We start from the raw sequence: 18,773 nt of genomic DNA, 5'->3' as shown, positions 1-18,773 counted from the left end.
ATTTTGCGCAAAAAATCATAAAACTTGCTACAAAGCTACCATTCGATAATGGAATATTCTTGAATAGAAAGTAAAATAATTGTGAACAAATGCAACCAACTACCATAATCAATTAACATACAGTAATTTAAACCAAAAATAATTGATCAAAATTAAATGAAATACTACTTTAAGAATCTATTGTGAAAGCGAAGAGCACGAAAGAGTTATGATATTCTCGAGATTAAATCTATCCGTCGTTTTTACCCATTCCAAATCAACAGGTATCTGACTATATTTGCAGAACTTCTTAACCATAAAACTATACAATATTGTCATTCGATGACTATTAATACAAGCTACCTCCCCTACCTGCTCTTGTCACTTGCGATAGTAATGGTTATAAGTGTAAAAGCAAAAAAGCTAACCATACCCGCTGCCCTTTCTGCAACTGGAATAGGGCTCGCTGTATTACAAGTTGCGCAAGTAAAAGGCATACTCATGTTGCTGACCTTTTTCTTACTTAGTGTTTGGGCAACGGCTCATAAGAAGGCGATAAAAGCAAAACTTCATGTCGACAATTTAGCTAACATGGGTAGAACCGCAGGACAGGTATTTGCCAACGGTGGTGTGGCCGGATTAACTGCAATTCTAGCGATCATTGATCCCTCGCATATTGAAACATACCTCATCATGATGGCTGCCAGCCTGGCTTCGACCCTTGCCGATACTTTATCTTCGGAACTGGGGATGGTATATGGACGCCGCTTCTATAATATCATAACGCTTAAAAAGGAAGCAAATGGTTTAGATGGTGTAGTTAGCCTTGAAGGTTTGTTGATCGGTACTGTTGGTGCATGTATTATAGCCTTAATATATGCTGGTTTAGACAAAATAGCATTAATAGTGGTATTTGCCGGTACACTTGGAAACCTGACAGATTCTATATTGGGTGCGACTCTTGAACGGAAACATCAGATAGGAAACAACACGGTAAATTTTCTAAATACACTTTTTGCCGCATTGGTGGCGATGGTCATATATAATAACCGATGATTAAAGCATTCCTAACCTCATTTCATGTATTAAGCCCTACTGAGATTGATCAGTTTGAAAGCCTTCTGATCAAAAGGCATCTGAAAAAAGGAAGCTTTTTTATCAACGAAGGAAAACTCAGCACAGAAGTGGCTTTTATTAATACAGGCATACTCAGATCTTTTTTTACGCCCGAATCCGGAGAAGAAATCACCTACTGTATCTCCTTTCCCAACACATTAATGGCCGCCTATTCCGCATTCATTACTGGACTACCGACCGTAGAAAACATACAAGCTGTGGCGGATTCAGAGTTACTTGTTATTCAAAAACATGATGTAGATAAATTACTCGAAACTAGCCCAAACTGGGTTCGATTTTTTAAGATTATCGCTGAACAACAATATCTGGAGCTGGAAAAAAGACTCTTCCTATTCCAAAAAGAAAAGGCAAAAAAAAGATATATCGATTTATTGGAAAACCAGGCGAACTATGTGCTGCAAATTCCCCTTCAGTATCTTGCCTCTTACCTGGGAATCACCCCACGTCACTTAAGTCGCTTAAGAAAAGAGATAAATTTATAGACAAATGTCCTGTTGCTCCGAATAAGTAGACTATACCTTTGTCCCGATAGCAAATCAGGACAAGATGCAAAACCTAGTGAACAAGAAAAACATATTAATTATCAATGGGCATCCTAACAAGGACAGCTTCAATTATGCTTTAGCCAAAGCCTACAAAGAAGCGGCGATACAATCAGGAGCATTGGTAACAGAACTAAATATTGCAGATCTGAACTTTAACCCCAACCTACAATATGGCTATACCAGTCGTATTGAACTGGAACCTGATCTACTGTACAGTCTAGAAAAAATCAACCAGGCCGATCACCTGGTGTGGGTACATCCCGTTTGGTGGGGCGGTTTTCCTGCCATTATGAAAGGTTTTATTGATCGGCTATTTCTTCCTGGATTAGCTTACAAATACAAGGACAATTCTTTGTGGTGGGACAAACTCCTAACTGGAAAAACAGCAAGAATCATTACCACCATTGACCAGCCCGCCTGGTATTACCGCTGGATTTATGGCAATCCGAGCATCAATCAACTGAAAAAAAGCACACTGGAATTTTGCGGAATAAAACCAGTGAAGGTTACCGCTATTGGCATCATCAAAACATCAGATCCTGCAAAAAGAGCATCCTGGCTAAACAAGGTTAGTAAATTAGGGCAAAAACAAATATAAGCCACTTAAACAGGATTGTTGCAGAATTAACACCGTCTTGACCAACCCCCGCTTCTTTTTGATTTAATAATGGCTAGGTTTGTACATAAAACACGAAAGAGGTGCAAATACCCTGCAATCCTATATTGTCTAATATTGTAAAACACTACTTGATTATTGAAAGTAGTGAACACCTCTTTTACCGTTTCTTTTCCGATGGTAATCCAGGAATAGTTTTCCGCTTAGGCGACCCTATTTACATCAGTAATTCATTAGGAGATCAGGCACAACCTTCCAGCTTTGTATACGGGCAAATTTCTAACTACCTAAATCTACAGGTAAGCAGTGTAAAAATGCTCATTGTTGTTCTTCATCCGGCTGCACTACCCCGACTTTTTAATATCCCGGCGAGCGAGATGAAGGATAAAACCATTGCACTTGAAGATTTGATAGGTTCAAAAGGACGAACATTAGAAGAACATATCGCCAGTAAAAGCCTTATAGATGCTATAAGCAGTCTGGAGCATTTTCTTATTCAGCAGAAAACTGCAGTTAAACCATCCGAAGAATTCATAAATAAGCTAAGCGAATACATTAGCCACAGCGCTGGTAATGTATCTATTGAACAGCTTACCCATATATTTGGCATATCCGAACGGCAACTAGAACGCAAGTTCAGTGCATATGTTGGCATCTCTCCCAAATCTTTTGCCGAAACTGTAAAGCTGCAAAACTTTCTCAAGCGTATCCAAAAATACGGCGGGGAGAAAAGTTTGGGGCAACTTGGCTATGAATGCGGATACTATGATCAGGCACACCTTAATACTCGTTTTAAACAGAAAACAGGCCTCGCTCCTTCCCAATATTTATCGATAAAGGGTAAGCTTTCTATCAACCTACTTCCCGTATAGATAAATTGTCGGTTTTATACAAGGAAGTCTTTTTTATGCTTGGTAGATTTGACATATTAAAATATTCCATACCATATGAAAAATTTAATTGTAGCAACCGCCCAGTTCGAAAATAAAAGTGGCGACAAAGCATATAACCTGGATGTTATCAACGAACTTTCCGCTAAAGCGGCCAAGATGGGTGCAAATGCGATCGCTTTCCATGAATGTTCCATTACAGGATATACCTTCGCTAGAAAGCTATCTAAAGAACAACTGCTCGATATTGCCGAATACATTCCTGAAGGACCAAGCATATCTAAGCTTCAAGAAATTGCCAAAGCCCATAATATTGCCATACTTGCTGGTCTTTTTGAAAAGGACCTAGCTGACAATCTCTACAAGGCTTATGTTTGTGTAGATATGAACGGTCTTATGGCAAAACATAGGAAACTTCATCCCTTTATTAATCCACACCTTCTCCCTGGAGAACAGTATACTGTTTTTGATTTATATGGATGGAAATGTGGTATACTCATCTGCTATGACAACAATATTATCGAAAATGTCAGGGCAACAACATTGTTAGGCGCACAGGCTATTTTTATGCCACATGTAACCATGTGTACCCCTTCTACCAGACCAGGGGCAGGTTTTGTAGATCCCGAACTTTGGATAAACAGGCATAATACCCCAGAACCACTACGCAGGGAATTTGATGGACCTAAAGGTAGGGAATGGTTAATGCGGTGGTTGCCAGCAAGGGCTTATGACAATGCCATTTACGCCATTTTCTCCAATCCAATAGGAATGGATGATGATCAGCTCAAAAATGGTTGTTCCATGATTTTGGATCCCTTCGGTGAAATCCTATCCGAATGCCGTTCTTTGGATAACGAGATCGTCATCTCTGAGCTTTCTGCAGATAAACTTTCCCTGGCAGGTGGCTATAGATATATTAAAGCAAGAAGACCAGCACTCTATTCCCACATCATCGGACAAGAACATAGTAGTGAGCAAAAGGTAAGCTGGATGAAAGAAGATTTTAAATAACAATAACGGGTTCCTTAATGTACCTCGCTTTGTAATCCAGCGGGGACAAACCCGTTATTTTTTTAAAGACTTCCCTAAATGCTTTATCATCTGAATAACCAACATCATTCATGACCTCATAAATGCTTTTTTTGCCTTTTTCTAAAGTACTTTTTGCAACTTCCACTTTTACCCGCTGCAAGTATTCGACAGGGGTATTACCTACAGCCTTAATAAAACGCCTGTCAAAACTCCTTCTGCTGATCGCAAGCTTTGAAGCCAGGTCTTCGAAAGAGATTTTTCCACTTAAATTTTCCTCGATATAGGTTTGGGCTTTGCAAATCAATTCATCACCATGGTTCTTCTGTGTTTTAAAAATGTGGAAGGGCGATTGTGATGTTCTTTCAATATCAATCTGAAAAATCTTTGAGCAGATAATGGCGATCTCCCGGTCAAAGTATTTTTCTACCAGGAAAAGCATCAGGTTTAAAAATGAATATCCACCACCATTGGTATATATCCCCTTTTCGGCAGTAATCAGTTTATCGATTTGAAGATTGATGTTTGGGAACAATCGCTTAAAATCGCCTGACATGTTCCAATGTGTGGAACAATTTCTTCCATCTAGCAAACCGGTAGCAGCCAGCAGAAACACACCAGAGCACATCGAAGCTATTTCAGTTCCGCGGCTATGTTGTTCCCCTATCCAGTTGATCAGTGCTTCGTTCTCCTTAATTAACTCATTATCATAAGAAACGGAGGGTATGATGATCAGGTCGGTTCTATCCAGATCATTGATATTTACAGGATAAACCGAAAAGAAGCCGGCATCCAATTTCATTTCGGGCACAAAACCAGCTATAGAAACTTCCATCATGGGTTTGTGTCCCATCTTTTGCCATATGATATTGGCACGAGTCAAGATTTCGAACGAACCGGTTATACTGCTCAGGTTAACCTCTCCTTTTGGAACAACTATTGTGACTTGCATGGTGGTAATTTTTTCACATAAAGATACTTGATATTTCTGTCCAAATCAACCCGACTAAAAGTCCATTTCACACCTGATTACTTGGCAAATAACTCCATAGCTTTGATATAGAAAAACTTTAGAATCACATAAAAACAATCAACATGAATACACCAGATTTTACGACTACAATATTAGTAGACCAAAGCCCGAAAGCAGCATTCGATGCCATCAATAACGTTCGCGGATGGTGGTCAGACGAAATTGAAGGCCAGACAGAAAAACTCAATGATGAATTTGACTATCATTATCAGGATGTCCACCGTTGCAAAATGAGATTAATTGAAGTTATTCCTGAAAAAAAAGTGGTCTGGCTTGTGTTGGACAACTATTTTAAATTCACGGAAGACAAAAGTGAATGGATAGGCACAAAGGTTATTTTTGAAATTGAGAAAAAGGATAACAAAACCCAAATCCGCGTCACTCACCAGGGTTTAGTTCCTGAATATGAATGTTTCGACATCTGTGTAAATGCCTGGACTCAATATGTACAGCAAAGTTTATTCAACCTAATTACTAAAGGTAAAGGTGAGCCAAACAGTGCGAGCACTCCAAGAACCGAACACGAAAAGAAGTTTGAAGCTGAGAAAAAGTAGTTAGAAAAAGAAATAAGATATGGGAACGGAAAGACGTTTTCCGCTCCCAATCCCTACTTTATAACGGCAATACCTTGCGCCCATATTCGTCAGCCACTGAACGTCTATCGCATTCGCTTCTGATAATGAAACCTGAGGATTATCTAGCGGGCGTAGTTAGTGCCTTTATCGCCTTGCCATCAGGTGCATTAAATTTGATGCCCAAAAGTGCTGCAGCAGTCGGCGCTACATCTTCCAGGCCAATTCCTTCAATCAGCAATCCTTTCTCAATACCAGGGCCAATAGCGACAAAACCAGTTTGAATTTCGGGAATATCGGGAAAATAACCATGTGCACCACCCTTAGTAGGTCCGAGTACAGGTCCCGAATCCTTGTCCTGAATATACACCCCTTTAACCGGAGCCAATGCGAAACTCGCATGCGGATCAGCCCCGAATTTATTCAGTTCGGCACGCTCCACGATACGGAAAAGGGATTTATAGCTATCAGGGAGTTCAGTCAGTTTTTTACGCACTTTGGCCAGAAGTTTCACATCATTCTTATCTTTCAGGTGGAAAAATGCGGCACCTCCTGCAGCCTGAAACTTAGCTACTGGTTCCTGTGTGTCAACCTTACTGTCAATGCCCAATTCTTTCAGCCAGACATTCGGAGCAAGTACCTTATTGATATCCACGAAACCGTGGTCTCCAGTAACGATCACTGTGGTGCTGTCCTTAATACCGGCCTTGATCAATGCATCCAAGATATTTGCTACCGCATGATCCGCAGAAGCCAGGGCTTTAAATACCCCTTCACCCGAACGCCCCTCTTTATGCTGTGCACCGTCAACACCAACAATGTGAATACTCAAAAACTCAGGCTTGTATTTGCGGATGATGTAAGCCGCCATACGGCTGTTGTTCTCGTCCATGGTCAGATACTGCAGATTCAGGTCATTGACCTCTGCCTTGCCGATTGCATACTCCTCTATCTCTGAAAAGAACCCCTTCGGAGTTGCAAACTCAGCGATTGCTGATTTTCTGTCTGACATATTTGTGGCTGACCAGATCTCCGGCAAGTTATAATCAATTTCAGCACCAACGGAAATCGGCCAGGAAATAGATGCAGATTTCATACCTGCTTTTCTGACCGCCTGCCATAGCGTTTCCGATTTGATCTTGCGGCTATCAGTCGTCCATTCATACACAAGTTTATCATTTGGCATGGTATTGTAAGTGATGCCATGATGTGCAGGAAAAGCACCAGTGATCAGTGTAGTATGTGAAGGATAAGTTACACTTGGAAAAATACCTCTCACTCCTTTCGAATGGGCTCCATTTCTCATCATAGACTGCAAGTTTGGTGCAGGCCAGCTTTTATCCAGGTAAAAATCTGGTCTGAAGCCATCGATACTGATCAGGATCACATGTTTGGAAGTTTGAGAAAATGCAGGCATAGTCAATACGATCATATTGAGCAGCAGCAATCTTTTTATAAAATTAGTTTTCATTACAATTCTTTAGCTTTTTCAATTCTGTAAATACTTTTCTGCGTATGTGTACGACCATAACGATCCGTAGCACGCACTTCTATAACATGCGTACCAATCGGCAGATCAGTCGCAATTGACGTTCTCCACAAATGTGGACTATCCGTTGCATTGGTTGGTCTTCTTCCCGCTAGTAACTCCTCTGAAGTATCCCAGGGGTGCAATTCAGCCAGGTAGGCGGGATCTGCAGCATTTGCAGGACTCATCTTCTCCCATTTACCATTACCTATACGGCATTCTACCAAATCGGTACGATAGCCCATAAAGAAATTAGCGTAGATACCTGCTCTGGTACTTTTGCCCTGACCTACTACTTTTGGATGAAAAACTTCGATCTGGTAAGATTTATCTTTGCCTGCCACTTTATAATCGATCACATACTGATTGCCTTTGAAATGAATGAATGCATACCCTTTAGGTGTACCATCTCGCATAGTTGCAGCAGGAACTCCTTGCTCATTAAGCTGACCAGAGTACCAATCGCCGGAAGTTGTACCCGCATTGTACTCATGATGTGGCTTTTCCTGACTCCAGCCCTCTTTTTTTCCGTAAAAAATCTGCGACTGTGTATGCATGTGCGCCGATAACGAAAGTGTATTAGGATAATCCTTTAACAGATCAAATAAGCGCTGACGATCCTCCGGACGAAATACATTTCCGTTCTGGTGCTCCAGGGGAATGTGAAAAGCAAGTACTATCAGCTGATCTTTACCTACGAACTTCAAATCATTCTCCACAAAATCCAGTTGGTCCTTACGGAAACCACCCAAATAACCCTTTCCGATACGAGGATTCGGATACAGAACATCGTCAAGTATGATGTAATGCACCTTACCATAATTGAAGGCATAATTGGCCGGACCGAAATTTGCTTCATAAGTTTCATCCGATAAAGAATCAACTTTTACATCAAAATTCATATCATGATTCCCGATCAGGTTGTACCAAGGCAATCCCACTTTTTTGATTGCTTTGATGTAAGGCTGGTGCAAGTTAAGATCGTTACCTACCAAATCTCCCAAACTTAAACCAAAGGCCACGTCCTTAATACCTGCAACCTCCGCAATAATCCCTTTTTCGAAGAACTCCATCTCCCTTGCCGTATAAGCCTGAGGGTCACCAAAAATCAAAGCTGTATAATCATCTGCCTCTTTTTCTGGCAGCAAGCCAAAATCTACCGATTTAGGAAGCGGGCCCGTCGACGACACTCCCTTAAACTCCAGTGTAGACGGAGACCCCATCGGTTTGTGCAGGTAATAAAACTTAGGCAGGTTATCCGAATTGAGGGGAATGCGGTAGCCGCTCGGTTTGATAACAAAAATACCGTTGTCATTCCCAATAGGCAATTCGTAGCGGCCTTTTTCATCCGTAAGGGTTACCTGTACGCCATTGCTTACCGCAACCTTGGCGATGCCAGCTTCCTTCGCATCTTTCTTTCCATTGTTATTGGCATCGTGGTAAACGAAGCCTTTCACTTTATCCTGAGCATATAGCCCCGTGCTGAAAACGGTGGCTAATGCAATTAATATTAAACTTTTCATAAAGAACGTATTTAATTGATAAATGGCATGATACCAGCGGCCGTTTTGTGCTGTACCAGTACTTTGTTCATGTCGTGCTTTATGGTCACCACACCTGTCGCAGTATTGATTTCGAAATCGTCCATTTCACGGTTTTTAGGGATAAAGGACGGCATGATTGCTTGCGTGTGTTCAGGTTTCACGTTGCTATTGCCTAGTCGCTCGCGCTCAGATACGGGGAAGCGGATACCGAGATCTGTCATCCGGCGACCTTCTGCCATAAAGACCTCTTGTCTAAGCAAGTATACCAGGTACAGCATTTCATCCTGTGTATTTGCTGCATCAATCTCCGCAGCGGTGACTTTAGTACCAGAAACCTGATAAGCAGTGATATTGCCGGTTTGTCTGTTGAGGATGTATCCATCTTTCTCAGCAGATGCAGCATCAAATTTCACTTTCATAGCAGTTACCGGATACACCTTATTGCCCCCGTTGCGGGTCTCCGCTTTATCGCTCAGACTGGTCGTTGCCCTTTTGGAAACGCATTCTGTCAGCATATTTTTTAAGGTAGTCCTGGCGCCGCTCAAATCATTTGAAGACACCATTGCCTCAGCGATGATCAGGTAAGCTTCTTCAGCTTTGGCGATCGCGATGGGTTTTTGGTCCAGCGCTGCAGTTTGGTTGGTATTGAAATACTTAGGATCCAGGAAATCGAGTCTGGGAAGTGGTGCAAAAGGATTTGCACCGCTTGTCGTGAAGATATTGGCCTGGAAACCATTACCTGGTCCATTCGTTGTACCATACAATACTTGTCTGAGCAAAAGCGGATTCTGGATGGCAGTGTTTGCTTCAGTGCGGGCCTGAGCTGCATTTCCCAAACCATAATAAGCCCGGGCGCGGAGCAGTGCACACACCAGGCGATCATTGGCATCTGTAAACAAGGGCTGCGCATCATTTAATAAAGTAATCGCAGTATTACGGTGTACTTCCGGGGAAAGCACTTCACCTAAGACTGTCGCAGGCATTCCTACAAAAAGCTCCGCAGCCAGCAGGTGTGTGTAAGCCTTATACATCAGCAGTTCAGCGCGCTGCAGTGGTTTAGATCCAGCATCGGCAGGCAATACTTTGGTAAGTCCGTAATCGCACATCTCCATGGTACGGTGAATCCCTGCCTGGATATTGGCAACATCCTGGTCAAAGAAATTGATTTGAGGGATATCGAATACCTTACTGCTTGCCGTGTAGTTATTGAAATAATTATCGGACACCAGTTCAGTAAATTCCGTGTTTGAGGCCACCATCAAACTCATTTGGCGGCGCATACCATCCGTCCATTCAACTGCTGAATTACCTGAACCAATGAAGCTATCTTCCTTAACATTTGGGTTTTCAACTTCGACCAACTCACAACTGCCCAGCATCAGCACCAGGGCCAATGCGGGATAAAACATATATTTTTTCATCTTAATGAACATTAGAAATTAACTTTAACAGAACCTAAAAATTGACGTGGAGCAGAGTAAGTTGCATAAGAGACCCCGCCTGTAGTTGCTCTACCTTGTCCCTGTGCACTCCCACTGGTGGTATTCTCCGGATCGAAAGTAGAAGAAGCGAAATTTAGCGGGTTGGTTACGCTGAAACCAAGCGTTAGGTTTTTGATGGTTTTGCCCAATTTAGGACCACGGAAAAGATAGCTGGCACCGATGGTCCGCACTTTAATGAAATCTGTTTTCTCTACGAACATATTGGTAAAGTTGAGCCAGTTGGCCCTTCCATTTTTATCGATCTCTCCCTGAGGTATTCCTTCGTTGCCAGCACCATAATTAAATCGGAACTGCTTATCCCAGTTGCTTGCGTATGCCCCCGATTGATAATCGGCATTGGCAAAGAAATTGAAATCTTTAAATTGGAGGTTAAGGCCCATGCTACCGTATAGATCAGGAATGGTACTGCCCAAAAATTGCAGCGGGGTGGTTGAATCCATCACACCGTCTGCACCGAAGGTACCAGTACCAGCACGGATGAATCCTACAGGGAAGCCTTCCTGCACTACCGTCTGAATGGTACGCTCGCTGAAACCGTTCAAATTAAAAGGTGGACTACCCATGGAACTCAAGACCTTGTTATAAGCAGTATTTACCGATACATTTACGGAAAGAGAGAGGTCTTTGGTCTTTATAGGAGTAGCGTTCATGCTTAACTCTACACCTCTGTTTAGTATTTCACCTACGTTTCTGATGGTGGCAATCTCACCTGTAGAAGGTGTGGCAGGGACAGTGAACAAGGCATCTTTGGTGATACTATGGTAAATTCCCGCGCTCAATACCAGTCGATCCTGCAATAAACCGAGGTCCAGACCAAGCTCCAGGGTAGCCGTTTTCTCCGGTTTCAAATCCACTTTAGGTGTACCCAAAGAAGCGCCTAATGCGCCCAGGTAACTTGCGAAATCTATAAGTCTTTCATTTCTGAAGGGCGGAGGGAAATTTCCAGCCAAACCATAACTACCTCTCAGCTTCGCTGATGAAATGAAAGGAAGCGCATCCTCAAAGCCAGGCTCGGCAGTAGGGATGTAAGCGAAACCAACTTTAGGATAATATTGCACACCTACTTCCTTACCGAAAGCGGTATTTCCATCGCCCCTTAAACCAAGATCAATAAAAAACTTGTTTTTGAAACCCAAATTCTCTTGAACGTAAAGTCCGTAATTGACAACTTCAGTTAGCACCTCATTGGAAGTAGTTGCGCCAACCTTACTGATGTCGCGCATACCATCTCTTACATTAGTACCATTATAAGCTACCTGACGGTCCTCATTTCGGAAAAGTTGTCCGCCGAAAGTTGTAACGAAAGAGAAATCACCCAGTTCCGCTTTGTGTTGCCCGTTCAGCTCCAGCGTCAGACCCCAGTATTTTCTATCGGCATTACTGATGCTTCCACCAGCTGTGCTCAGATTGCCTGTGGTGTGTGTGATGTATTGATTGGTTGTAATCACCTTATTTCTGGTAGTCCGATAGTCGATACCCCCTACTGCCTTGATCATTAAGCTTTCCACAGGACGGTAATTGAATGTTTGAGAAGTCTGAAAACGGTTCACCACTATCTCATTATCCTGCAAACGTTCGGCTTCCCTCACATAAGCATTCAATGTTTGGAAATCTGCCTCACTTAAGTCATCGATCATCGGTTTTTTAAGCGGACCACTAATTTTTGAAGCGCCGCTTTCCAGGAACCAAAGCCCTGTATATCCACCTTGATTACCATTTCTGCTTCTTTTGAAACTATTGTTGACGAACGTAAAACTGCTTTCGTAAGTTACCTTATCGCCAATATTGGCTCTAAATCCGGAGCGCATGTCAATTCGCCTATTCGCATTCTGGTCCATGATCTGCACGCCAGAGCTGTTTAGGTAACCACCAGTAAAACTATATCCCAAACCACCTTTACTACCGTTGATACCAACATTGTATTTTTGAAACATGCCGCTTTCAAAAAGCATATCCTTCGTTCTTTTAAAATGCAGAAAATCATTCGTAGAAGCTTCTGGTCCTACTTCAACATTTACAGTGATTGCGGTGCGTTCTGAACCACCTTTTTTGGTAATGATCTGGATCACCCCGTTGGCTGCATCCGAACCATATAAAGTAGTAGCCGCGCCACCGTTAATATATTCGATCTTCTCGATGTTGTCCATCGGGATATCTGCCAATGCACTCACTCCCGCACCAGAAGCAGCACCACCTCCCAATGTTGATGGTGTATTCAAGTTATCCATACGTACCCCATCCACATATACTACAGGCGTAGAATTCATAAATGCGGAGACCACACCACGTGCACGTATGATGGAGGTAGAACCAGCTTGTCCGCCAGTGAGCCTGATCTGAGCATTTGGCAATTTCGACTGCAGCAGCTGATCGATGCGACTGCCTGGCGTTTTTTCAATATCTGCACCACTAATACTGACCACATTGGTCGAAAGACGGCGTTTGCTCACATCAATACCCTGACCAGTTACGACCACCTCATCCAGCCCCAGGCGATCTTCTTCCATTTGTACATTCTGATTCATATTGGCTACAGAACGCTCGAAGTTAAATTCCTGCGACTTGTAGCCGATGTAGGAAACCACCAGCGTAAAACGTTGTCTGTCTTCTTTAACAGAAAGACTGTAAACACCATCAATATCAGTTTGGGTACCAATCATAGTACCCTTTACCTTAATGCTGACGCCAGGAATGGTCTTACCAGTTCTTTTATCCTTGATCAACCCAGATATAACAGTAGGTGTCAGATTTCTCTTAGGATTCATGATAATGTATTTGTCACTGATCTGTTTAATTTCAATACTTGCCGGTGCCATCAACTCATTCAAGATCGCTGCGATGGATTTTCCTTTTACATCGATGGTAATTTTTCTATGCTGCATGGCTTCCATGTTTTTGTAGCCAATAACAAAATGACTTTGTTTTTCAATCAAGCTAATTACTTCCTGAATCGGCATTTCCTTGGCAAACAGGCTGATCTTTACCTCATGCATCGATTGTCCCGAGATGGGACCAGCATAGATGAGCAAGTTAGAAAAAAAGAGAAGGGCTATCGTTAACTTCATTTTTAGATTAAATAATGACCATAGCGGGTATTTGCAACCCGGGTAAAATTTTTGCATATTTGATTTGTTTTTAATGTTTTACGAATTCATTGAAATACCGGAGCGCTGCTACAGGGCTCCGTCTGAAACCGGGATGTTGACGCATATCCGGTTTTTTCATATCCTATCTTTTACATAGCGTTTTATTTAATGGTGATTTGCTTGTTGCCATACTCAAACTCCCTTTTGGTAAGTTGTGTCAATATTTCCAGTACTGCCTTCATAGATTCTCTATTGAAACGAATGGTGTACCTATCTTTGCGACTTGCCTGACTCAGGTCTTTTACTTCCAGGTGATAGAAACCTTTAAGTTGCTCTGCAATGTCGGTTATCGACGCATTGTCGATATATAGCTTATTGTCTTTCCAGGAAGTGATCAATAATGCATCTTCACTATTCATTTCAATTTTCCCTGTCTTTCTGAAAAAGCTGATCGTCTGATTGGCACTCATCTGCTCAGCCAGAATCGTCTCTGATTTACCTTTCACCTGCGATACCTTTACAAGACCCGTCAGCACTGAGACCTTAATCCTTTCCCTGTCAGGATAGGCACTAATATTAAAAGCAGTTCCAAGCACCCTGGTTCTAAGCTGTCCGGATTGAATGATGAAAGGTTTATGAGGATTTTTAGCCACTTTGAAGTAGGCTTCTCCTTTCAGAATCACCCCTCGCTCCTCTTTCCCGAAGTTTCCAGAAACCAGCAGTTCCGTCCCGGTATTTAGCATCACGACAGTTCCATCTGTCAGTGTCACTTCTTTACGTTCTGTAGCAGCCGTACTGATGAGCATATCTAAAGGGGGAGTTCCACCAGGCCCGACATAAAACCAGGCGGCAAAAGCTGTCATTAAGCAAATGCATGCAGCCGATGTCCAGATGTACAATGATTTTATTTTTGGCTGTTTGCGTTGGCTTAAGGACTGAGTTTTCGCATCCGATACGTCGAGCAGATCGTACCAATGATCGACGGCTTCCACTTCAGTAGGAGAAGCCTGATGACTAATATACCTTTTAAGGATTTCTTTGAGTTCTTTCTCTCTTTTATTTTCTAACATCCTACACTACACATCACAAAAGAGCACTAGTAGTACTTTAAGAGAATGTTATCAAAACATCAATTCATAACTACTCAGTACCGAGAGCGATGCGATGATGAAAATAATGTTAGGATCGGAGTTGTATTTCCCCAGTCGGAACCTGATCCGGTTGAGGACATCCGTTATGTTGTTCTTGACAGTCTGTTCGGAAACCGACAAGCGGAGCGCGATTTCTCTTATTGATAAATGTTGTTCCCTGCTCAATCGGTAAGGTAGTTGCAGGCGATCTGGGAGTTCATTTAATTCAGCATCTACTACGCTGTGCAATTCCTTGATCAACAGTCCTTCATCTGACTTTGCGGCAGCCGGATAGGCCAACATCTCTTCGAATACCTCCACAGCCCTGATGGCGACCCCCGGCCTGGTGAAATAATTTATCGACGCATACTTAGCTGACTTGTACAAGTAAGAAGACAAGCGGCCCTGATCATCACAACGGATTTGAGCACGATTTTTCCAGACACCCAAAAAGATCTCCTGAATGATATCCTTTGCTTCTTCTGTGTTTTTGATTTTCACACAAACATGCCTAAAAAGATCCTGCCAGTACCTCCGCGTCAGTTCTGCAAAAGCCTGATGATCATCTACGTGGAGAAGCGCAATTAAATCCATATCAGATAATTCTTTCATAATCTGACACAAAAGTATGGACGGATTATGAACTGGACATTAAGCATTTGCTTTCTTTTTTATCCTTTTGTTGTTCATGTTAATTACAATCTACCGACTTAACATAAACATAATATTAAATTAACTATTTCATGACTTAACTTAGCGACAATTTCAAAATTATGAAAAAACAAAAATTAAAAAAGCTGGTTAAATCAGCCAAAAAATCAATTAAAAATACCATAAAATCAGACCTGATCAACGAGCTTACTTCCATTACAGGTAAACTGGGGCAGGATTCCAAAAAACTAACGAAAGAAATCGAAAAGGGGTCAAAGCAACTAGCAAAAAAACTTTCAAAAGAAATAAAGATCGATAAATCAACTCTTATAGAAACAACAGTTGAAGAAAAGGCTCCCGACGCCTTGAAGCACTAAATGCCAAGTATCCACCTCACATCAAAAGCATCAGTGACTTCAATTAGTTTTTGATCATCATAATTCTTTAGTAAAGAATTATGATGATCAAATTCCAGTTTTTCAATAAGCTCTTTTCTATCATTGGTATTTTCACAGTGCAAAAAAATAGATATATAATTCCCTAGTTTTCGTCCTTCGTTGTGTACCAGGTCCGAACCATAAATAATTACCCTATCAGAGACTAGCGATCCACTAACAACTGGCATTTCAGTATAACCGGGCACTTCTTTTTCAAAAGTCTCAAATTGCAATAGTCCCCCAAAACAGGTTTGGTAAAAGCTGAGCGCTTTTTTACAATTCCCCGAAAATGTTATGAACACCCCCATTACGCTGAATTTTATTGTTATATCGATAAGAAAGAACAAGGATACCCAATACCACCAGTGGCAATAGCATATAACTAATGTTCTTATCGACACAGGCATGACTGATGAAGGCAAAGATTAAATTAAAAGTAAGCCCTGCATAGGCCCACTCCTTTAGCTTAGCTGGTATTGTAGGGTAAGAAATGGCAAAAACGCCAAGTACTTTACAGATGACAAGTGTATAGGCAAAATAATCTGGATAGCCCAAAGGTTTTGTACCAGCATTCAGATAATCTGGAGCAAATAACATGGTTCCAAGCGGCATTATACCCTCCCAAAGTACTATGATACCTGTTGCTACCCAAAAGATTACTTTATTCTTCTTCCTGTTTTTTGCTACGGGAACATGTGTTGCTGCTTCTACCGTAATTCTTGTTACTTCTGCCATTGTTTTTGTTTATTAAGTTTACTATTCAAAGTTACACCAGGATATAAAATCAAGTCTGTTGTAAAAATGACAACTTTAGGGGTGAATCATGACAAAAGTATTTTCGTAGCTTAGTACCTTAATCTTATAATTGATATGCGAATTTCAATCTTTGTACCTGAGTATGGGGTAATTGAAGCAGTTACACCTCCCTTTAGAAGCTTTAATACTGCCAATGAGTTTTTAACCACATTTGGTAAAAAACCCATTTTTGAAGTAGAATACGTGGGTTTAAACGAGTATGTACCGGCAAACAATGGAGAATACACCGTTAAAACCAATAGGTTACTCAAGGATGTTACTGAAACAGACTTATTGATTATCCCCCCTACCTTTGGCGATACCACCAAAGGAATACTGGCCAATGCAGAAGCAATACCCTATTTTAAAAAGCTATATCAAAATGGTTCAAGTCTTGCCAGCTTATGTATTGGTGCTTTTCTTTTAGCCGAGACAGGTTTACTCAATGGCAAAAAATGTTCCACCCATTGGGCTCATATTGATGATTTTAGAGAAAGATATCCAGAGGTGGAAGTAGAAGATGGAGCTATAATAACAGAACACGATAATATTTACAGCAGTGGCGGGGCAAGCAGTTTATGGAATTTAATATTATACCTGATTGAAAAATACGCCGATAGAGAAACAGCTGTAATGATTTCAAAATATTTTGCTTTGGACATTGGGAGAGATAGCCAATCCCAATTCGCGATGTTCAAAGGTCAAAGAAACCATGGTGATCCCGAAATTCAAAAAGTACAGGATCATATTGAGAAACACTATGAAGATAGAATAACCATAGAAACGTTAGCAAGTTTAATTAATAAAGGTCGTAGAACATTTGAAAGAAGATTTAAAGCGGCGACTAACAATACATCCTTGGAGTATTTACAAAGAGTGAGAATTGAAGCTGCAAAAAAGTTTTTTGAAGCTTCTAGAAAAAATATAACGGAAATAATGTTTGATGTAGGCTATACGGATACAAAAGCATTTAGAGATACATTTAAGAAGATTACAGGACTTACGCCAATTGAGTATAGGAATAAGTTTGCAAGGGTAGCGCACGAGGTGTAAGCGCCCTTAAATACCGATTTGGCATAACATGATTAAACCATACGATAGTTCGGACTTTAGATTACTAGAATCTTGGGTAACTGATGCAGAGCTTTTACTTCAATTCTCAGGCACAGACTTTACGTTTCCACTCAGGGAACAAAAAATAGTTGATTACCAAACCATGTATCCGGATCGTCATCTCTATATTGGCTATACGATTGATGGATCGCCTTTTGCTTTTGGAGAGATCATTCCCCAAGAAAGTGGGTATCCGAGGCTGGCCCGGATTCTTGTTGGCGAACCATCACTTCGAAGTCAGGGATTGGGAAGATACTTTATTAAATTACTATTGGGAGAGTGCAAGCGACTTTACAATACGGATACCATTGAGCTTTTTACCTGGGAAAAGAATCATATAGCAATTAGGTGTTACGAGTCGGTTGGCTTCAAATTATTACCTGAGTTACATAAAATAATGTTTCACGAAGGAGTAAGTTACCATATCCATAAGATGATCTATAACGAGCAAATAGTAGCTTCAGCGGATTAAAACATAAAAAAGAAAGCCTCCTCTGCTAATGCAAAGAAGGCTTGTACCGTAAAGGAAGATTACTTTGAACATCTGGAACGCTTCTGCATGATTCTGGATCCAATTATTCAAGACTTGAAAAGTAAAGGGTTTATATAAAATTGGAAGTTTGCATCATAAATGCTAACGAGCTCACCACGGTTAACATTAGAATATAGAACAAGAAAATTTGCATTTAAGTAACTAATCAATTTTGAAACAATTCAAATGCTTTTGGCATTCAACAAACAATGATTCTTATTCATGGCTAATCCAACATTGGATAAGATGACTTTAAAAAACTATAGCCGGAGCAGATTTAGAGAAACTTCCTGAGGCATCAGCCACGGCATCAATTGGTGCTCCTACCTGACTGCCTCCTCTCTTGACCACAATTGTTACTTTTTGACCAGCTACTCCTCCATTTCCTGATATTGCAACAATGGCTGCAGCTACATTTGTAGCGTAAGTAATTTCTTTTGTCCATGGAAGCGATGCGACCGGATCATTTGCCGTACCACCTGTAGCAGTCGTATATGACACCATCAGTGTTGGTCCCGAAAAAGCTCCTGTGATCTCATAACGAACTGTGCGCGAGTTGTTATCAGGCTTTTTATCTGAATTCTTCTTGCAGGAAACAAAAACTGTGACTACCATTAGTAGTGTAAAAATTGACTTTTTCATAAGGTATGT

At 41.3% G+C, this 18,773-nt stretch carries 19 protein-coding genes; 9 read left to right on the top strand and 10 right to left on the bottom strand.

Features of this window, described 5'->3' with window-relative positions; genetic code table 11:
* Positions 1–321 precede the first annotated feature (321 nt).
* The 5 genes from FBD94_RS03100 (at position 322) to FBD94_RS03080 (ending at position 4,181) form a co-directional block, all read left to right on the top strand.
* Positions 322–1,035, top strand: a complete 714-nt coding sequence (locus FBD94_RS03100; RefSeq protein ID WP_136879025.1) for a DUF92 domain-containing protein — start codon at positions 322–324, stop codon at positions 1,033–1,035.
* Positions 1,032–1,598 carry a Crp/Fnr family transcriptional regulator gene (locus tag FBD94_RS03095; protein ID WP_136879024.1) on the top strand — a complete coding sequence of 189 codons (567 nt, stop codon included), beginning with the start codon at positions 1,032–1,034 and terminating at the stop codon, positions 1,596–1,598. The genes FBD94_RS03100 and FBD94_RS03095 overlap by 4 nt, the downstream gene beginning before the upstream one ends.
* A gap of 64 nt (positions 1,599–1,662) precedes the next feature.
* Positions 1,663–2,259 (top strand): NAD(P)H-dependent oxidoreductase, encoded by a 597-nt coding sequence (locus tag FBD94_RS03090; protein WP_131609620.1) that lies wholly within the window; start codon positions 1,663–1,665, stop codon positions 2,257–2,259.
* A 101-nt stretch (positions 2,260–2,360) separates the two neighbouring features.
* Positions 2,361–3,149, top strand: coding sequence for a helix-turn-helix transcriptional regulator (locus FBD94_RS03085; RefSeq protein ID WP_136879023.1), 789 nt, complete (start codon positions 2,361–2,363; stop codon positions 3,147–3,149).
* A gap of 75 nt (positions 3,150–3,224) precedes the next feature.
* Entirely contained in the window at positions 3,225–4,181 is a 957-nt protein-coding gene (locus FBD94_RS03080; protein ID WP_136879022.1) for a nitrilase family protein, read from the top strand.
* Here FBD94_RS03080 and FBD94_RS03075 read toward each other — a convergent pair.
* Entirely contained in the window at positions 4,174–5,151 is a 978-nt protein-coding gene (locus FBD94_RS03075; protein ID WP_136879021.1) for a GlxA family transcriptional regulator, read from the bottom strand. The genes FBD94_RS03080 and FBD94_RS03075 overlap by 8 nt on opposite strands.
* 143 nt (positions 5,152–5,294) lie before the next feature.
* Between FBD94_RS03075 and FBD94_RS03070 the strand changes: the two genes are divergently transcribed.
* The gene (locus tag FBD94_RS03070; protein ID WP_136879020.1) at positions 5,295–5,786 is read left to right on the top strand and encodes an SRPBCC domain-containing protein; all 492 of its coding nucleotides are present in this window, start codon (positions 5,295–5,297) and stop codon (positions 5,784–5,786) included.
* A 139-nt stretch (positions 5,787–5,925) separates the two neighbouring features.
* On the opposite strand, the gene FBD94_RS03065 is transcribed toward FBD94_RS03070, so the two are convergent.
* The 6 genes from FBD94_RS03065 to FBD94_RS03040 all read right to left on the bottom strand — a co-directional run bounded on the left by FBD94_RS03065 (position 5,926) and on the right by FBD94_RS03040 (position 15,188).
* Positions 5,926–7,275, bottom strand: coding sequence for an alkaline phosphatase family protein (locus tag FBD94_RS03065; protein ID WP_136879019.1), 1,350 nt, complete (start codon positions 7,273–7,275; stop codon positions 5,926–5,928).
* Positions 7,275–8,855 (bottom strand): calcineurin-like phosphoesterase C-terminal domain-containing protein, encoded by a 1,581-nt coding sequence (locus FBD94_RS03060; protein ID WP_136879018.1) that lies wholly within the window; start codon positions 8,853–8,855, stop codon positions 7,275–7,277. The genes FBD94_RS03065 and FBD94_RS03060 overlap by 1 nt, the downstream gene beginning before the upstream one ends.
* Before the next feature lie 11 nt (positions 8,856–8,866).
* Complete coding sequence (locus FBD94_RS03055; RefSeq protein ID WP_136879017.1) at positions 8,867–10,297, bottom strand: RagB/SusD family nutrient uptake outer membrane protein; 1,431 nt, start codon at positions 10,295–10,297, stop codon at positions 8,867–8,869.
* A gap of 11 nt (positions 10,298–10,308) precedes the next feature.
* Positions 10,309–13,443 carry a TonB-dependent receptor domain-containing protein gene (locus FBD94_RS03050; protein ID WP_235884354.1) on the bottom strand — a complete coding sequence of 1,045 codons (3,135 nt, stop codon included), beginning with the start codon at positions 13,441–13,443 and terminating at the stop codon, positions 10,309–10,311.
* A gap of 182 nt (positions 13,444–13,625) precedes the next feature.
* Complete coding sequence (locus tag FBD94_RS03045) at positions 13,626–14,534, bottom strand: FecR family protein (RefSeq protein ID WP_136879015.1); 909 nt, start codon at positions 14,532–14,534, stop codon at positions 13,626–13,628.
* A gap of 51 nt (positions 14,535–14,585) precedes the next feature.
* On the bottom strand, positions 14,586–15,188 hold the full coding sequence (locus FBD94_RS03040) for an RNA polymerase sigma factor (RefSeq protein WP_262710965.1): 603 nt from the start codon (positions 15,186–15,188) through the stop codon (positions 14,586–14,588).
* Positions 15,189–15,367: 179 nt separating this feature from the next.
* Between FBD94_RS03040 and FBD94_RS03035 the strand changes: the two genes are divergently transcribed.
* Entirely contained in the window at positions 15,368–15,622 is a 255-nt protein-coding gene (locus FBD94_RS03035; RefSeq protein WP_136879014.1) for a hypothetical protein, read from the top strand.
* Here FBD94_RS03035 and FBD94_RS03030 read toward each other — a convergent pair.
* Together FBD94_RS03030 and FBD94_RS03025 are read right to left on the bottom strand one after the other, a co-directional pair.
* On the bottom strand, positions 15,619–15,990 hold the full coding sequence (locus FBD94_RS03030; RefSeq protein ID WP_136879013.1) for a VOC family protein: 372 nt from the start codon (positions 15,988–15,990) through the stop codon (positions 15,619–15,621). The two genes, FBD94_RS03035 and FBD94_RS03030, sit on opposite strands and share 4 nt — an antisense overlap.
* Positions 15,956–16,417: a DoxX family protein gene (locus tag FBD94_RS03025; protein WP_136879012.1), complete on the bottom strand. Its 462-nt coding sequence runs from the start codon at positions 16,415–16,417 to the stop codon at positions 15,956–15,958. Before FBD94_RS03025 ends, FBD94_RS03030 begins: the two co-directional genes overlap by 35 nt.
* A gap of 135 nt (positions 16,418–16,552) precedes the next feature.
* Between FBD94_RS03025 and FBD94_RS03020 the strand changes: the two genes are divergently transcribed.
* Together FBD94_RS03020 and FBD94_RS03015 are read left to right on the top strand one after the other, a co-directional pair.
* The gene (locus tag FBD94_RS03020) at positions 16,553–17,530 is read left to right on the top strand and encodes a GlxA family transcriptional regulator (RefSeq protein WP_131609594.1); all 978 of its coding nucleotides are present in this window, start codon (positions 16,553–16,555) and stop codon (positions 17,528–17,530) included.
* Positions 17,531–17,558: 28 nt separating this feature from the next.
* A complete protein-coding gene (locus FBD94_RS03015; protein ID WP_131609592.1) occupies positions 17,559–18,062 on the top strand; it encodes a GNAT family N-acetyltransferase in 504 nt (167 codons plus the stop codon).
* Positions 18,063–18,374: 312 nt separating this feature from the next.
* On the opposite strand, the gene FBD94_RS03010 is transcribed toward FBD94_RS03015, so the two are convergent.
* Positions 18,375–18,764, bottom strand: a complete 390-nt coding sequence (locus tag FBD94_RS03010; protein ID WP_136879011.1) for an MmpS family transport accessory protein — start codon at positions 18,762–18,764, stop codon at positions 18,375–18,377.
* Positions 18,765–18,773 lie beyond the last annotated feature (9 nt).

Origin of the sequence: Pedobacter hiemivivus, from assembly GCF_005144565.1 — a bacterium.
In the GTDB taxonomy this organism is placed as follows: Bacteria; Bacteroidota; Bacteroidia; order Sphingobacteriales; family Sphingobacteriaceae; genus Pedobacter; species Pedobacter hiemivivus.
This window is presented reverse-complemented; position numbering and strand designations above follow the sequence as displayed.

What these genes read in the sequence shown, in the direction of transcription:
- FBD94_RS03100 (WP_136879025.1), top strand. Translation starts at nt 322, where the DNA reads ATGACTATTAATACAAGCTACCTCCCCTACCTGCTCTTGTCACTTGCG.
- FBD94_RS03060 (WP_136879018.1), bottom strand. Translation starts at nt 8,855, where the DNA reads ATGAAAAGTTTAATATTAATTGCATTAGCCACCGTTTTCAGCACGGGG.
- FBD94_RS03015 (WP_131609592.1), top strand. Translation starts at nt 17,559, where the DNA reads ATGATTAAACCATACGATAGTTCGGACTTTAGATTACTAGAATCTTGG.
- FBD94_RS03025 (WP_136879012.1), bottom strand. Translation starts at nt 16,417, where the DNA reads ATGGCAGAAGTAACAAGAATTACGGTAGAAGCAGCAACACATGTTCCC.
- FBD94_RS03020 (WP_131609594.1), top strand. Translation starts at nt 16,553, where the DNA reads ATGCGAATTTCAATCTTTGTACCTGAGTATGGGGTAATTGAAGCAGTT.
- FBD94_RS03045 (WP_136879015.1), bottom strand. Translation starts at nt 14,534, where the DNA reads ATGTTAGAAAATAAAAGAGAGAAAGAACTCAAAGAAATCCTTAAAAGG.
- FBD94_RS03070 (WP_136879020.1), top strand. Translation starts at nt 5,295, where the DNA reads ATGAATACACCAGATTTTACGACTACAATATTAGTAGACCAAAGCCCG.
- FBD94_RS03035 (WP_136879014.1), top strand. Translation starts at nt 15,368, where the DNA reads ATGAAAAAACAAAAATTAAAAAAGCTGGTTAAATCAGCCAAAAAATCA.
- FBD94_RS03080 (WP_136879022.1), top strand. Translation starts at nt 3,225, where the DNA reads ATGAAAAATTTAATTGTAGCAACCGCCCAGTTCGAAAATAAAAGTGGC.
- FBD94_RS03030 (WP_136879013.1), bottom strand. Translation starts at nt 15,990, where the DNA reads ATGGGGGTGTTCATAACATTTTCGGGGAATTGTAAAAAAGCGCTCAGC.
- FBD94_RS03040 (WP_262710965.1), bottom strand. Translation starts at nt 15,188, where the DNA reads ATGGATTTAATTGCGCTTCTCCACGTAGATGATCATCAGGCTTTTGCA.
- FBD94_RS03065 (WP_136879019.1), bottom strand. Translation starts at nt 7,275, where the DNA reads ATGAAAACTAATTTTATAAAAAGATTGCTGCTGCTCAATATGATCGTA.
- FBD94_RS03055 (WP_136879017.1), bottom strand. Translation starts at nt 10,297, where the DNA reads ATGAAAAAATATATGTTTTATCCCGCATTGGCCCTGGTGCTGATGCTG.
- FBD94_RS03095 (WP_136879024.1), top strand. Translation starts at nt 1,032, where the DNA reads ATGATTAAAGCATTCCTAACCTCATTTCATGTATTAAGCCCTACTGAG.
- FBD94_RS03010 (WP_136879011.1), bottom strand. Translation starts at nt 18,764, where the DNA reads ATGAAAAAGTCAATTTTTACACTACTAATGGTAGTCACAGTTTTTGTT.
- FBD94_RS03090 (WP_131609620.1), top strand. Translation starts at nt 1,663, where the DNA reads ATGCAAAACCTAGTGAACAAGAAAAACATATTAATTATCAATGGGCAT.
- FBD94_RS03075 (WP_136879021.1), bottom strand. Translation starts at nt 5,151, where the DNA reads ATGCAAGTCACAATAGTTGTTCCAAAAGGAGAGGTTAACCTGAGCAGT.
- FBD94_RS03050 (WP_235884354.1), bottom strand. Translation starts at nt 13,443, where the DNA reads ATGAAGTTAACGATAGCCCTTCTCTTTTTTTCTAACTTGCTCATCTAT.